Origin of the sequence: Mesorhizobium sp. M0296 (assembly GCF_040321675.1) — a bacterium.
Taxonomy (GTDB): Bacteria; Pseudomonadota; Alphaproteobacteria; order Rhizobiales; family Rhizobiaceae; genus Mesorhizobium.
Genome location: NZ_JAMYRZ010000021.1, coordinates 66,692 through 81,446 on the forward strand (window position 1 = coordinate 66,692; position 14,755 = coordinate 81,446).

General features: G+C 62.9%; 13 protein-coding genes. 7 read left to right on the forward strand and 6 right to left on the reverse strand.

Annotation, left to right across the window (positions count from 1 at the left end):
* Positions 1-144: 144 nt before the first annotated feature.
* The 6 genes from NKI97_RS20520 to NKI97_RS20545 all read left to right on the forward strand — a co-directional run bounded on the left by NKI97_RS20520 (position 145) and on the right by NKI97_RS20545 (position 7,786).
* The gene (locus tag NKI97_RS20520; RefSeq protein WP_352836248.1) at positions 145-1,131 is read left to right on the forward strand and encodes an ABC transporter permease; all 987 of its coding nucleotides are present in this window, start codon (positions 145-147) and stop codon (positions 1,129-1,131) included.
* Between the two features lie 57 nt (positions 1,132-1,188).
* On the forward strand, positions 1,189-2,214 hold the full coding sequence (locus NKI97_RS20525) for a sugar ABC transporter substrate-binding protein (RefSeq protein WP_352503657.1): 1,026 nt from the start codon (positions 1,189-1,191) through the stop codon (positions 2,212-2,214).
* A gap of 83 nt (positions 2,215-2,297) precedes the next feature.
* Complete coding sequence (locus tag NKI97_RS20530; RefSeq protein ID WP_352836251.1) at positions 2,298-4,421, forward strand: ABC transporter permease; 2,124 nt, start codon at positions 2,298-2,300, stop codon at positions 4,419-4,421.
* Complete coding sequence (locus tag NKI97_RS20535; protein WP_352836253.1) at positions 4,418-5,476, forward strand: SMP-30/gluconolactonase/LRE family protein; 1,059 nt, start codon at positions 4,418-4,420, stop codon at positions 5,474-5,476. The genes NKI97_RS20530 and NKI97_RS20535 overlap by 4 nt, the downstream gene beginning before the upstream one ends.
* Positions 5,476-6,972 carry a sugar ABC transporter ATP-binding protein gene (locus NKI97_RS20540; protein ID WP_352836256.1) on the forward strand — a complete coding sequence of 499 codons (1,497 nt, stop codon included), beginning with the start codon at positions 5,476-5,478 and terminating at the stop codon, positions 6,970-6,972. The genes NKI97_RS20535 and NKI97_RS20540 overlap by 1 nt, the downstream gene beginning before the upstream one ends.
* 406 nt (positions 6,973-7,378) lie before the next feature.
* Positions 7,379-7,786, forward strand: coding sequence for a carboxymuconolactone decarboxylase family protein (locus NKI97_RS20545; protein ID WP_352836259.1), 408 nt, complete (start codon positions 7,379-7,381; stop codon positions 7,784-7,786).
* A gap of 240 nt (positions 7,787-8,026) precedes the next feature.
* Here NKI97_RS20545 and NKI97_RS20550 read toward each other — a convergent pair whose 3' ends face one another.
* Positions 8,027-8,806, reverse strand: a complete 780-nt coding sequence (locus tag NKI97_RS20550; RefSeq protein ID WP_352836262.1) for a hypothetical protein — start codon at positions 8,804-8,806, stop codon at positions 8,027-8,029.
* Positions 8,807-8,967: 161 nt separating this feature from the next.
* On the opposite strand from NKI97_RS20550, the gene NKI97_RS20555 reads away from it, so the two are divergent.
* Positions 8,968-9,393 (forward strand): hypothetical protein, encoded by a 426-nt coding sequence (locus tag NKI97_RS20555; RefSeq protein WP_352836264.1) that lies wholly within the window; start codon positions 8,968-8,970, stop codon positions 9,391-9,393.
* A 71-nt stretch (positions 9,394-9,464) separates the two neighbouring features.
* Here NKI97_RS20555 and NKI97_RS20560 read toward each other — a convergent pair whose 3' ends face one another.
* From NKI97_RS20560 to NKI97_RS20580, 5 genes are read right to left on the reverse strand one after another with little or no spacing between them, the layout of a single operon-like run.
* On the reverse strand, positions 9,465-10,352 hold the full coding sequence (locus NKI97_RS20560; RefSeq protein WP_352453752.1) for an amidohydrolase family protein: 888 nt from the start codon (positions 10,350-10,352) through the stop codon (positions 9,465-9,467).
* Positions 10,352-11,485, reverse strand: a complete 1,134-nt coding sequence (locus NKI97_RS20565) for a vWA domain-containing protein (RefSeq protein ID WP_352453753.1) — start codon at positions 11,483-11,485, stop codon at positions 10,352-10,354. Before NKI97_RS20565 ends, NKI97_RS20560 begins: the two co-directional genes overlap by 1 nt.
* A complete protein-coding gene (locus tag NKI97_RS20570; protein ID WP_352749739.1) occupies positions 11,482-12,363 on the reverse strand; it encodes an AAA family ATPase in 882 nt (293 codons plus the stop codon). The genes NKI97_RS20565 and NKI97_RS20570 overlap by 4 nt, the downstream gene beginning before the upstream one ends.
* A 9-nt stretch (positions 12,364-12,372) precedes the next feature.
* Positions 12,373-13,377, reverse strand: coding sequence for a xanthine dehydrogenase family protein molybdopterin-binding subunit (locus NKI97_RS20575; RefSeq protein ID WP_352836268.1), 1,005 nt, complete (start codon positions 13,375-13,377; stop codon positions 12,373-12,375).
* A 1-nt stretch (position 13,378) separates the two neighbouring features.
* Complete coding sequence (locus NKI97_RS20580) at positions 13,379-14,746, reverse strand: xanthine dehydrogenase family protein molybdopterin-binding subunit (RefSeq protein ID WP_352774448.1); 1,368 nt, start codon at positions 14,744-14,746, stop codon at positions 13,379-13,381.
* Positions 14,747-14,755: the final 9 nt, after the last annotated feature.

Below are 14,755 nucleotides of genomic sequence, written 5' to 3' on the forward strand. Positions count from 1 at the left end.
ATCGGTGCATCCAAGCGCGGAATTTCCTCGCAAGCCGGCCTGCAATGCGCGGATTCATTTGACGAATTGGTCTTGAGCCGATTAGCTTTCGTTCCGATGGCCGCAGAGGGAGCAGGGCGTAGCCATCGCGGGTGAAAGCGGGCAATGAACGCGACCGGCTGGCTAAACTGGAGAAGCCTTAACCAGGAGGGCATTGTCTTTGCCATCGCGGTTGTGCTGTTCATTGCCGCCGCCATCGGACTGCCCGGGTTTATCAATTCGAACAATCTCGTTGCCATCGTGCGCTCGGTCTCGGTGCTGGGCATATTGGCGCTCGGCATGGCGGTCGTCATCATCGGCAGGGGCATCGACCTGTCGGCGGTGGCGATCATGGCGATGTCGGTCGCGTGGTATCTGCAACTGCTGAATTCGGGGATGCCCGACGGGCTGGCCTTCGCCTATGTGCTCGCCGGTGTTCTCGCCATCGGGCTGTTGAACGGAATCCTGGTCGCCTACGCCGAGGTCCCGGCGATCTTCGTGACGCTGGCGACCGCATCCTTCGTCTTCGGCTATGTGCGTTCACAACTGATCACGCAGGACGCCGTGCCGGTGCCGCCCAGCCATTGGGTCGAGCGTCTGGGCGGGCTGCGTTTCCTCGACATCCCGGTCGAGGTGTTTGTCTTCGCCGGGCTGGCTTTCGCCTTCTTCCTGTTCCTGCGCTACACCAAATGGGGCCGCTACGTCTATTTCGCCGGTGACAACCCGGTCGCGGCGCGCAATATCGGCATTCCAGTGCGCCCGATGCTGGTGCTGCGCTACGTGCTGTCGGCCCTGGTCTCGCTGGTGGCTGGCCTGCTCACCGCCGCCAGCCTGCATTCGATCAACACCCGCATCGTCAATTCCACGTTGCTCTACGACATCGTGCTGGTGGCGGTGATCGGCGGCATCGGTCTGTCGGGCGGGCGGGGCGGGGTGCGCAACGTGCTGGTGGGTGCCGCGCTGATCGGCATCCTGCTCAACGCCATGACCATCATCGACATTCCGCTGCTCTATCAGAACCTGATCAAGGCCGCGATCCTGCTGGCGGCGATCATCGTCGATGGGTTCATCAATCCGCGCGACGAGCAGACCGCGCAGCAAGGCGACATTTAGACTGACGCGAACGGTTGGGGCCGGCCGCGAACGACATACCAAACCAGAGGATGTGACATGAAAATCATCAGGACATTTATGGCTGCCGCGGCAGCGCTTGCCATCTCCGCCTTCGTGGCGCCGGGCTTCGCTGCAGAAGATCCGGGTCCGGCCGCCTATTCGCAAGCGCTCAAGGGCAAGCGTGTGATGCTGGTGCCGATGGCGATGGGCTTCGACCTGGCACAGGGCTGGGCGCATTACCTGAAGACGGAGGTCGAGGCCTGGGGCGGCGTGTTCGAGACGCGTGACCCGAACTGGGTGGTCGATGCCGGCGCGCAGGCGATAACCGACGCAATCTCGTCGGACGCCAGGCCGGACGTGCTGATCATCCATTCGCCGGACCTCAATTCCTATGCCAAGCTGATGAAGAAGGCGCAGGCGGCCGGCACCTATGTGCTTTTGGTCGACAATCCGGCGAACTTCCCGGCCGATGCCTTTGTCGGCAGCGACTGGGATCGGCTCGGCCAGCTGGAAGCCGAAGCGGCGATCAAGGGTTGTGGGCCGAACTCCTCCAAGAAGATCGGGCTGGTGCAGGGCGACCAGGCCAACTCATCGAGCCTCTACCAGTATGCCGGCATCATGAAGGTGCTGGACAAGAACCCCGACTTCAAGGTCGTGGCCAAGCCGGACTCCAACTGGGATGCGACGACCTCGCGCAACGTGACGACGACAATGCTGCAGCAGAACCCCGACATCTGCGCCATCATCGATTTCTGGGATGGTGACGCGACCGGCGCATCGGCTGCGATCCGCGATGCCAAGCTCGAGGGCAAAGTCTTTCTGGTCACCACCGGCGGTGGCGAAAAGACTGCCGACTGCGACAAGCTGCAGGACGGCACCTATGGCGCGGTGGTGATGACCGACCTTGCCCGCCAGTCGGGCGACATGAACGCCGTCATCAAGTTCCTGTTGCAGAGTGGCCAGCCGGCCGGCACCTCGCACACCTACATCTATACGCTGGAGAAGGCGACAACCAAGGCCGACCTCAAGCCAGACAGCTGCTGGGACTTGAAGGCACTGCAAGCCCAAGCTGCGGCCAAGTAAACCGCGGGTCCGTTGCAAGCATCGACGAGGTGGCCGGACCGGGTTCGGCCGCCTCTTTCTCTCTTGAGTGGCAGCAGCAACCGATGTCCTTTCGCGAACGCCTTCAATCCTGGCGCTACAATCTCGTGCCCGACCACCTCGTCGGCGAGATCCTAAGCAAACGCTGGACCGACAACGCCATTCCTTTCCTGGCGCTGGTGGCGACGCTCAGCGTGTTCGGTTCGATCATCCCCGGCTTCTTCAAGCCGATGTCGCTGCAGGAATCGACCCGCCAGCTCGGCGAGTTCTCGCTGGTCGTCAGCGGCATGACGGTGGTCATGCTGGGCGGCGGCATCGACCTTTCGGTCGGCTCGATCTTCGCGCTGTCCTGTTTTTCCGCCGTGTTCGTCTTCTTCATCCTCGAACAGTCGGTGTGGCTGGCGCTGGCCGCTTCGATCGTCACCGGCCTGCTGTTCGGCGCGATCAATGGCTATCTGATCGGCTATTTCCGCCTGCGCGCTTTCCTGACGACACTGGTCACCTTCATTTTCGGGCGGGCGCTGTTCGACATATTGGTCACCACCTATGCCGCCGACGTGCAGCTTTCCGATGCCACATCGGATGTGCTGGACTTCATCGGCGACGATACCTTCTGGGGCCTGTCGGTTGCGGTGTGGGCGGCGATTATCCTGGCCATCATTACCCACGTCGCGCTGACGCGCTCGCGGCCCGGCTGGCACGTGCAGGCGGTAGGCGGGTCGCGGCGCTCGGCCCACAATGCCGGCATCCGCGTGCGCCGCACCGTGTTCATGACTTATGTGTTCTCCGGCTTCTGCGCCTCGCTCGGCGGCTTTCTCATCGCCTGCCGGCTGAGCGGGGCAGGGCCGGGAACCGGCCTCAACCTTGAGGTCATGGCGTTGACGGCGGCGGTCGTCGGCGGCGTCAGCCTGGGCGGCGGCCGCGGTTCGGTGATCAAGGGGCTGATGGGCGCGATCATCGTGCTGACGATGACCAACGGGCTGATCCGGCTGGGCTATGGCACCGGCACCAACCAGATGGTGCTGGGCATCATGCTGGCCGTCGCTGTCACCATCGACATTCGCTGGCTGAAGAACCGCCACAAGGTTCTGGACGAGGTCTATGTCGCACCGGTCTACCTGAAGATGGGGGCAACGCAGTCGGCGGCACCGGGTTCGGGCACCCCTTACGAACTCGACAACCGATTGTCGGAGGCCGACCATATCGGGCTCGGCGAGCTGGAAGGGCCGGAAGACGTCATCCTCGACCGCGACGACCATCTCTATTGCGGCACCAGGCATGGCGAGATCGTCCGCTTCTTCGCGCCGGACTACAAACGCTCGGAGGTCTTTGCCCATATTGGCGGCTTTCCGCTCGGCCTGGCCTTCGACAAGACAGGCAATCTGATCAGCTGCGTTGGCGCGATGGGGCTTTATTCGGTCTCGCCGCAGCGCGAGGTGAAGCGGCTTTCGGCGGAAACGTCACGCTCCTGGACTTCGATCGTCGACGATGCGCGGCTGCGCGACCCCAATGATTGCGACATCGCGCCGGACGGCCGCATCTACTTCACCGATTCCACCAAGCGCTATGACGCGCACGACTGGGCGCTGGATTCGATCGAGAACCGCGCCACCGGGCGGCTGCTTGTCTATGATCCGAAGGACGGTTCGACCAAGACATTGCTCGACGGCTACCGCTATACCAACGGCGTGTGCATGGCGCATGACGGCAAGTCGCTGTTTTTTGCCGAAAGCTGGGCCTGCCGCGTGCATCGCTATTGGCTGGTGGGGCCGAAAGCAGGCACCGCCGAATGCGTCATCCGCGACATGCCGGGCTACCCCGACAACATCAACCGAGCGTCAGACGGCAATTACTGGATGGCCTGGCTCGGCATGCGCACGCCGAGCTTCGACCTGTCGCTGCGCCATCCCGACATGCGCAAGCGCATGACGCGCCGGCTGCCGCAGGACGAATGGCTGTTCCCCAACATCAACACCGGCGGTGTGGTGAAATTCAACGAGAAGGGCGGCATCGTCGAGGCGATGGGCGACCTGTCGGGCGCCGCGCATCCGATGGTGACTTCGATGCGCGAGCACAAGGGTTTTCTGTTCGTCGGCGGCATCCTCAACAACCGCATCGGCCGCTACCGGATTGCCGGCGCCGACCCGAACTGGACCAGCCCCGCTTCTTACTGGGGTGCCAAGCCATGATGCTGGACCCGATCCTCGACATCTTTCGCGGCAAGGCGGTTACCATCCCGCCGCTCGACGGTGCCTTCAGGCCGAACACGCTGCTGGACGATGTTGCGGCCTTCGCCGAACTGCCCGAGCCCGACAATCTGCTGGTCGCCGACGGCCGGCTGCTGGCGTCCAGCGGCAATGCCGTCTACGCGCTCGCCGCCGGTGGCGCGCCTGTTCTGGTCGAGACATTTCCGGCCGCCGTCACCGCGCTCGCGCGCTCGCCCGCCGGCGAACTGACGGTCGGGCTCGAAAGCGGCAGGCTGCTGATTGCGGGCAAGGAGGCCGCCCTGCCGGCCGAGATCCGCTGCATAACAGCACTCGCCTACGCAGAAGATGGCACACTTTGGCTGGCCAATGGCTCGGCCGAACACGCGCCGTCGGAATGGGCCGCCGATCTGATGAAGAAGGGTGCGTCGGGTTCGCTGTGGAAGCGCGATCCGGCAGGCAGCGAATTCCGCAAGCTCGCCGGTGACATCGCCTTTCCCTATGGGCTGCATCCAACCGGCAAGGACGTGTTGGTCGGCGAGAGCTGGCGGCACCAACTCGTCCGCTTCGACAGCGCGACAGGCAGCCGCTCGACGGTGCTGGCGCATCTGCCCGGCTATCCCGCGCGGCTATCGCCCGCCGCCGATGGCGGTGCCTGGCTGGCGCTGTTTGCGCCCCGGAACCGTCTGATCGAATTCGTGCTGCAGGAAACGCACTATCGGAACGACATGCTGGCGCAAGTGTCGCCGCAACACTGGATCGCGCCGGCACTCGCCTCCAACCGCAGCTTCCTCGAGCCGCTGCAATGCGGCGGCATCCGCACCATGGGCATCCACAAGCCGTGGTCGCCGAGCCGCTCCTACGGGCTGGTGGTCAGGCTCGATCGGGAGATGCGGCCGCAATTCAGCCTGCACAGCCGCGCCAACGGCACGCGCCACGGCATCTGCAGCGTGGCGGAGACAGACGGTCGCCTCTTCATTGCCTCGAAAGGCGGCGATTGCCTGCTGGCCATCGACCTGGCTTCAGGAGGGCATCGCTGATGGAACCGATCGTCCGCCTGGAGAACGTGACCAAGACCTATCGCGGTGTGCCCGCGGTGAAGAATGTCAGCTTCGAGTTGCGCAAGGGTGAGATCCACGCGCTGCTCGGCGAGAACGGTGCGGGAAAATCGACGCTGACCAAGATCATCGCCGGCGTTGTCGACGCGACATCGGGAAAGATGTTCCACAAGGGCCAGGAGATCGCCTACGCCTCGCCGCATGCGGCGCTTCAAGCCGGCATCGCCATGGTGTTCCAGGAGACCAGCCTGGTGCCGTCGATGACCGTGGCGCAGAACCTCTATCTCGGCACCGAGAGCTTTCTCAACCGGCTGCGCGGCACCTACATCTCGGCGCAGCAGTTCCTGCAGTCGCTGAATTTTCCTGTCGACCCCAATGCCATGGTGGCGACGCTGGGCGCCGCCAAGCGGCAGATGGTCGAAATTGCACGCGCCGTCCACCACAATGCCGAGATCATCATCTTCGACGAGCCGACGGCGACGCTGACGCCAGAGGAAAAGCGGCACTTCTTCGCGCTGATCCGCCGGCTCAAGGCAAGGGGCGTGTCGATCGTCTTCATCAGCCATGCGCTCGAAGAGGCCCTTGATATCGCCGACCGCATCACCATCCTGCGCGACGGCGAGCTGGTGATTACCGACGACACCGCCGCTTTCGATCGCGACAGGATCGTCGCGGCGATGGTCGGGCGCACGCTTTCGGGACAGCTCTACAGCCAGCGCGACGAGACCAGGCTGCGCAAGCCCGGCAAGAAGGTGCTGTCGGTACAGGACATCTCGATGAGCAATGTCGTGCGCAACAATTCCTTCTCGATCTTCGAGGGCCAGATCACCGGCGTGTTCGGGCTGATCGGCTCGGGCCGCACCGAGACGTTCAAGATCGTCTCCGGCATCTACAAGCGCGACTTCCTGCGCGGCGGCACTATCGAGCTGCACGATCGGCCGGTGCGCTATCTCGTGCCCAGCAAGGCGGTGGCGGACGGCATCGTCTATGTCACCGAAGACCGCAAGAGCGAGGGGATTTTCGAGACGATGGACGTCGCCGAGAACCTGTTCGGCGGCTTCCTGGCGGCAGGGCGGGAAAAGGGCTGGGTGATCAATGCGCAGGAGATGCGGGCGCTGTCGGCCGAATGGACCAGGACGCTGAACGTCAAGGCGATCAACGACAATGCCCGCGTGGTCGAGCTTTCCGGCGGCAACCAGCAGAAGGTGGTGATCGGCAAGGGGCTGGTGCAGAAGCCGCGCATCGTCATCTTCGACGAACCGACGCGCGGCGTCGATGTCGGCGCGATTGCCGAAATCCACCAGATCATCAACCGGCTGGCCGATGAAGGCCTCGCAGTCGTCGTCATCTCGTCCTACCTGCCGGAGATCATGAACCTGTCCGACCGCATCCTGGTCTGCCGGCAGGGCCGCATCGTCGAGGAGTTCTCGCCTGCGGAGGCGACAGAGGAGAAGATCATGTACGCGGCGGTGCACTAGGTTTCCTGGGCGCGGAAGGTTGACATTTGGACGGTTTTTGCGCCGGCGGATCGTACACTTTGGAGATTGGCCGAGGCGCCGTCGTTTCGTCATCCTGGGGCGAAGCAAGGAGCGAAGCGACGCGGCGCAGACCCCAGGTTCCATGCCGCTACATCAGAGCGCTGCAGCGGTGCAGCATCCTGCTCCGCTGCACCCTTCGGCTAAGGTCACGGCATGGATCCCAGGGTCTCCGCGACGGAGCTTCGCTCCTGCTTCGCCCAGGGATGACGAAGGTGAGGGGCCTCGGCCAGCTTTACGGTCTTGCCTCAGCGCGTCAATTGCTGATTCATCCAAGGCGGTTAGCCGCCTTTTCTCCCGACCTGCTTCAACGACCTCGCATCGTGATTCAAACGAAAGGAACCTGCCCATGGCCACCACAAGACTTCTGACCGATGCCGAGGTCGAGGCGATTGCCGCCGTAAAAGCCGTATTCGACGACATCCGTGCGACGCGCAAATCTGACTTCGTCAACAACTTCTGGCGCGGGCTGGCCAATGATCCTGCGTCGCTGAAGCGGGTGTGGGAACAGCTCAAGACGGTAATGGTCGCTGACAGCGCCATCGACCCGCTGACCAAGGAGATGATCTACATCGCCGTCTCGACCGCCAATGGCTGCTCCTATTGCGTCCACTCGCACACCGCCGCAGCGCGGGCCAAGGGCATGACCGACGCACAGCATGGCGAGCTGGTGTCGATCATCGGGCTGGCCGGGCAGACCAACCAGATGGTCACCGCGATGCAGGTTCCGATCGACCCGCAGTTCGAGGTGAGGTGAGCGCAAAGGTAGAAATCATTCCGTATTTTCGATGGCGAGCTGTGTCAGCGAACTATTTTGTAACTGTAGAAACTCGATTGAAAACGCTACAGCGAAGGCGACGAAATTGATGCATGAATGATGGCGCAGCGACGCGTCGCTGAAACAGCGTGCGGACGGATGCCGCCACCAGAAGCGTCTGTGCATGAGATCGAGCGTTGAGCCTTACAGGCAGCTATCGACGACGGCCATCGGCACGAACTAAGCTTTGCCGCCTATCAATAGCAGGCCCGAGTTTTCCACCATGGACTGCCCCGGCGGGAGAATTTCGACCGTGTCCTTTGCCTCGTCAAAATGAACTAGGGCATGCTTGTGCAAGTCTTTTAACACCGTACGCTTGAAATAGCTCGAGTTGTGATAATCTGCCCATTTCCGCAGCACTGTCGCGTTAACCGGCCTCGCCTCGGCATACAGCAGGATCAATACCTTCTGGCTGACTGTCTTTGCCGGCTCAAGAATTCGTCGCGTGTCACCACTGGACCAAACTATCTGGAACGTACGCGCCGTGACGGCCTCCACCAGCGCGTGGGCGTCATCAAGGGCAAGGTCAGATAACTGGCGTACAAATTCCGCCATTACCCATTTCATACCTCTCACGAAGAATTCTGCGTCCATGTGGTTTGGACTGACTTCCGAGCTTACGTGACCAATGGCCCGGTTGTTTCTTAGCTCGTAGAGTGAAATGAGAATTTTGGGTATTTGAACGCACATACCCCTTCCCTTTGTTTGATTGTGCTGCTCCAGTTGATTGCACTTCAGCGGAAAATTGTCCGGCTTATGCGGAGTGTACGGAAACTTGCCAGCCACGTGCCCAGCGCAGATGCAATACGCAATCTCGCAGAACTTGCCGGCCTTAACACCGACGCTCTCCCAGTCGCCTGCTCGATATTCATCTAGCGCTTGCTCGAACTCGGCAAGGAGAGGATCCTTTAAACCGTCAGGTAGAACCTTGAGGGCGTCGCGGATAGAGGACGAGCTCAAGCTTAATCCCTATCCCAGTAATATGCCCACGGGCTACTGGAATCCTTTTTGGTACGTTGCATGACGTGTTTCTTGAGGAGACCATCTAACGCTGCAGACACTTGGTTGGAGTTGTGGGTCCAGCCCTTTTTCTGTAGTCCGCTTATGATGCTTCCAAGACCGTGTTGCTCCTTGAAAAAGCCGTCCGCTTTGAGAGTCAAAATGCGGTCGCCACAGGACTGGCCCTTCGGGGGTATAACTCCTCTCCTTCGCTTAACCTTAGCCTTGCCGGTATCGTCTGCGGGCGTTGTGTCGCCATTGGCGAGAAGTTCCTCCTCGGTCTCTTGACTGGCTACTTGGCTACGTGGGCGACTGCCAAAACCCGCCTGTTCTACCAAAGGCAAGAATTTAGCGAGCGCGCCCTCGACAAATTCTCGCTCTCCCTCGATTTCTATTACACCCGCAGGGGCGTCAATATGAACCCGGTTTGCCATGTGTTCGACTCGCTTTATGATTCGGTCGAACAATTGGGCCCGTTGCCCAGCCAAATCAAGACAATTGAAACACGCTTTTACCTAAGCAAGCATTTACCCACGACTTATTGTTAAATATCGAAGCTGATGTACACCTCGCACAGAAATTGACCTGATCCTGCTTGGAGGTGAAGTGAGAGCTTAGGTCACACTGGCCGATATACCTTCGCCGCCGTGTTCCAGAAGATATCCGCCTCTGCCGCCGTGCCGTGCTTGCCCACCGCTTCCCGGTGCGCCCTGATCAGCTCGGCATGGCTGGTCCACAGCTTCTCGATCGGGAAGTTCGAGCCGAACATCAGATGATTGCTGCCGAGGATGTCGATGGCATTGTCGACGATATAGGCGATCAGCGCCGGGTCGTTGCGGTGGACGAAGGTGCCGAGGCCGGACAGCTTTGCATAGAGGTTGGGCGCCGCTGACAGCGTGCGCAGGCCGGACTTCCACGCCTCGGTGGTCTCCGGCTCCATGTCGGTCAGCATGCCGGCGTGGGTGAGGATGAAATTCGTCTCGGAGTTGTCGCCGACGAGCGTCAGCCCGTCCTTCATCTGGGCGGGGAAAAGCTGCAGGTCGAAGGACAGGCCGTAATCCTTCAGCCGCGCGACATTGGCCCGCACCTTGGGATCGATGACCTGATCGGCCGAGGCGGCGAAGCGGAAGGCCGGCGTTCCGTGCCAGTGCAGCTGCATGCGCACGCCGCGCAGCAGCGGATACTTGATCAGCCGGTCGATCTGGGGCCTGATATCGTCCACCGTCATGTCGGCATAGCCGACGATGGCGTGCGGCCAGCCGGTTTCTTCCGCGGTCTTCTGCAGGAACGCGACCTCGTTCTCGAAATCCTCCTTCGCCCAATTGGTCTGTACGTAGACCGCCTTCTCGACGCCCGAACCTTGCTGGTCGGCGAGGAATTCCTCGATCGGATAGTCGCGGCGGATCGGCTCGTAGGGGCCAAAGATGCGCGGCACCATCGGTCCCCGCAGCCAGGGCTGGTCCTCTCGGCGCCAGATGTGGAAATGCGCGTCGATCGCCTTCTGCATCACAAAACCCTCTTCCAGATTGCCGCGGCCGCCGGGGCGGGGCGGGCGAGCGACAGGATGAAATCGGTGAGGCCGGCGATCGAGGAGCCGTCGACCAGATCGTCGAGCACCGGCAGGATGGCGCGAAGTGCTGCCGTGGCCGGCCGGAAGCGCGGGTCGCCGGCCAACGGCGTCGCCAGCGAAAGCCGAAAGGCGCGCGCGCTCAGCCGGCGCATCGCCGTCTCCAGCTCGGCATGGTCGCCGCGCTCCAGCGCATCGGACAGGATGACGATTGCCGCCCCGCGCGCAAAAGCGGAGAAGCGCGGCACCGATAGAAACGCGAGCAGCGTCGGTCCCATGCGGGTGCCGCCGTCCCAGTCGTCGACCTGGGCAGCGGCGCGGGCCAGCGCCTGGTCGCGGTCGCGAATGCGCAGCGCCGAGGTGATACGGGTCAGCCGTGTGCCGAAAGTGAAGATTTCCGCCCGGTCGGCGCCTTGCACCGCCGCGTGTGCCAGCTTGAGATAGTCTGATGTGTAGAGCTTCATCGAGCCGGACACGTCGATCAGCATGAGAAGCTTGCGCGGCACTGTCTGCCGCCGGCGCAGCAGCGGCGAGGGGATATCGCCGTCGGCACTGACGATTTCGCGCAGCGAGCGGCGCAGGTCGAGCTTGCCGCGGGCATTCGTGCGCACGGTGCGGAAGGAGCGGCGCGCGGGCAAAGCGGTGGCGAGCTTGCGGCGGAAGGCGGCAAGCCCGTCGCTATCGCGATGGAACTCGCGGACGCTCAACTGTTCGCTCGCCGAAGACAGTTCGCCGCCTTCCTCCTGGCGGATCACTTCGATTCCCTCTTGGCTCGTTCCGCCATCGTCCTTGACGCGCGTTTCCTCGTCGGCCTCGCCTTCGACCACGGCAGCGGTGCTGCCATAGAAATGGCTCCGGAAATGCGCCTCGAACTCGTCGCGGCGGTCGGGCGGCGGCGCCAGCGTGGCAAGAGCCGCCTCGTGGATGTCGGCCATCGAACGGGGACCGAGCAACGTCACCGCTTGCATGAAGCCGGAGACCTGCTCGGGTGCTATGACAAAGCCGTAGCGGCGCAGAAGGCGGGCAAAGCCGAGCAAGGGTGCTGCTCCTTGAGGCAGGCCCGCCGCGCTCACGCCAGCGCCTCCTCGACAATCTTGCCGAGCTCGGGCGCGATGCAGGAAAGGTCCTCCTCGTCCTTGATCAGCACGCCAATGGCCCGGCGAAATGCTTCCGGCCACGGACTGCCGCCCTTTTCGAGGATGGTCGCGGCATTGGCCCATTCGACCGCCTCGGCGATGCCTGGTGGCTTGGCCAGCGGACGGGCGCGAATGTCGCGCACGGCCGAGGCAACGGCGCGGGCCGTGGCCTCGGCGACATCGCCGGTGCGCAGCATGATGATCTCGGCTTCGCGCCCGGCGTCGGGATAGGTGATCCAGTGATAAACGCAGCGTCGCCGCAGCGCTTCGGCCAGTTCACGGGTGCGGTTCGAGGTCAGGATGACGATCGGCTGCGCCGTCGCGCGGATGGTGCCGCGCTCGGGAATGCTGATCTGGAAATCGGACAGGAACTCCAGCAGCAGCGCTTCGAATTCATGGTCCGAGCGGTCGATCTCGTCGACCAGCAGCACGCGCTTTTCCGGTGCCTTCAGCACCTGCAGCAGCGGCCGCGCGATGAGAAAACGGTCGTCGTAGATGTCGACCTCGTGCTCGCCGGCATGGCGGATGGCGAGCAGCTGGCGCTGGTAGTTCCACTCGTAGAGCGCGTGTGCGGCGTCGATGCCCTCATAGCATTGCAGCCGCACCAGATCGCGTCCGAGCACCTCGGCTATCGCCTTCGCCGCTTCCGTCTTGCCGACGCCGGGCGCGCCTTCGAGCAGCAGCGGCTTGCCCAGCCGGATCGCCAGGAAGATGGCGGTGGCCAGGCTCTCATCGGCGAGATAGTGCGACGCGGCGAGGCGGGACGCCACCGCCTCCGGCGAGGTCGCGACGGTCTCGGCACTTCTCTTGGGCATTTCCAGCACTCAGTTCGGGGCTTGCGCCTTCAGCGCCCGCAGGATGCGCTCCGGCGTGATCGGCAGCGTGTCGATGCGCACACCGACCGCGTCGAAGACGGCATTGGCGACCGCCGGGATCTGCGGGTTGGCGCACATTTCGCCCGGCCCCTTGGCGCCATACGGCCCGTCCGCCGAGGGCCGTTCCAGCACGATGATCTCGGTTTGCGCGAGATCGCCAGGACCCGGCATCAGATATTGGTTGAAGTCGGTGCCGCCATGGTCGCGGTTGGGATAATAGGGCTCGGTCGTTTCGTAGAGCGCATGGCTGATGCCCATCCACGAGCCGCCGACGAGTTGCTGCTCGACCATTTTCGGGTTCAGCGCGCGGCCGATCTCGAACACGTTCTTCACCGTCAGCACGGTGACCTCGCCGGTCTCGTCGTCGACTTCGACCTCGGCCACTGTGCAGGCGTGCGCATAGCAGGTCGAGGGCTTCATCGCGCCGGTTTCCTTTTCGGGATAGGAGCGCGGGATCAAAAACATGCCGCGGCCGGAAATCGAACGGCCGCGCTTGAAATGCGCCGACAGCGCGACATCGAAGATCGAGATCGATTTCTGCGGCGCGCCCTTGACCAGGATGTTGCCCTGGCCATCGGTCTCGAGGTCCGAGGCATTCACCTCCAGCTCCTTGGCCGCCACTTCCAGCATCACCTGGCGGGCTTCCCTGGCCGCCTGGATGACGGCGTTGCCGGCGCGGTGCGTGCCGCGCGAGGCGAAGGTGCCCATGCAATGCGGGCCGGTGTCGGTGTCGGCGGTGTCGACGACGACGCGGTCGGTCGGCACGCCGATCGTCTCGGCGCAGATCTGCGCCATGATCTGCTTCATGCCCTGGCCGAGGTCGACGCTCGACAGCGTGACCATGAAATTGCCGGTCGGCGTCGAATGGACCAGCGCCTGCGTCGGGTCGCCGCCGAGATTCATGCCGGTCGGATAATTGATCGCGGCGACGCCGCGTCCGCGCCTGATCGCCATCTCAAGCTCCCTTCGCGTAAGACGACATCGCCATGAATTTTTCCGCTACCGGCCAGTTGGCGGCGCGCGAGGCTTCCTGCATGCACTCGATCAGCGCAGCACCCTCGGTCGGCTGCCGATGTGCTTTCATGTCGCCATCGCGATAGGCGTTGATGAAACGGAATTCGAGCGGGTCCATGCCGATCAGCCGGGCGAGCTTGTCCATCTGTACCTCTAGCGCGAAATCGCCAATGGTGACGCCGAAGCCACGCATCGCCGAGGACGGGGTGCGGTTGGTGTAGACGCAGTAGGTGTCGATCCAGACATTCGGGATCGTATACGGGCCGGGATAATGCCCGGCGCCCTTCTGCGCGCCGTAGGGCGAATGGCGCGAATAGGCGCCGGCGTCGGTGTAGCCGGTCACTTTGCGCGCGACGATGCGGCCGTCGTTCATGACGCCGTCCTTGATGACGACTTTCTCGGCGGCGCGCGGCGAGGAAATCTGCATCTCTTCCTCGCGGCTGTAGATAAAACAGACCGGTCGTCCTGTTATTTTGGCGCCAAGGATGGCAATCGGCTCGACGATGACGTCGACCTTGCCGCCAAAGCCGCCGCCGACAGTGCCGCCGACGAAATGCAGCTTGTTGCCGGGCATCTGCAGGATGATCGAGGCGTTATCGAGGGTGAAGAACATCGCCTGCGTGTTGGTGTAGCAGGTGAAGCGGTCGTTGCCCTCCGGCGCGACGATGCAGCCGGTCGTTTCGGTCGGCGCATGCTCGATCGGTGAAGACTGGTAGGTCTGTTCGAGCACGTGGTCGGCTCCTGTAAAGCCTGCCTCGACATCGCCGAAGCGCACCTTGCGGCATTCGCCGCTGTCGTAGAGGTAATAATTCCGGCCGTGATATTCGTTGACGATCGGCGCGCCGGGCTTCAGCGCTTCGTCCATGTCGAAGACGGCCGGCAGCACCTCGTAATCGACCTTGACCTTGGCGGCGGCTTCCTGGGCGGCGCGCTCGGTCTCGGCCAGCACCGCCACCACCGCCTCGCCCTTCCAGCGCACCTTGCCGTCGGCCAGCACCGTCTCGTCCTCCGGCCCGATCTGGATCAGGATCAGGATGGTGTAGACATTGTGCGGCACATCCTTGGCGGTCAGCACCTTGACGACGCCGGGGTGCTTTTCCGCCTCTGACGTATCGATGCTGCGGATGCGGGCGTGATGATGCGGGCTGCGCACCATCTTCAGGTGCAGCATGCCGGGAAAATTGCGGTCGGCGAAATAGGCGGTCTTGCCGGTGACATGGCCGGGCGAATCCGAACGCGGCCGCGGCTGGCCGATCTCGTGCAGATCGTCCTTGCGCTGGTCGGCAAAGTAGCTCTTGCGGAGTTCCATCTTTTTGAC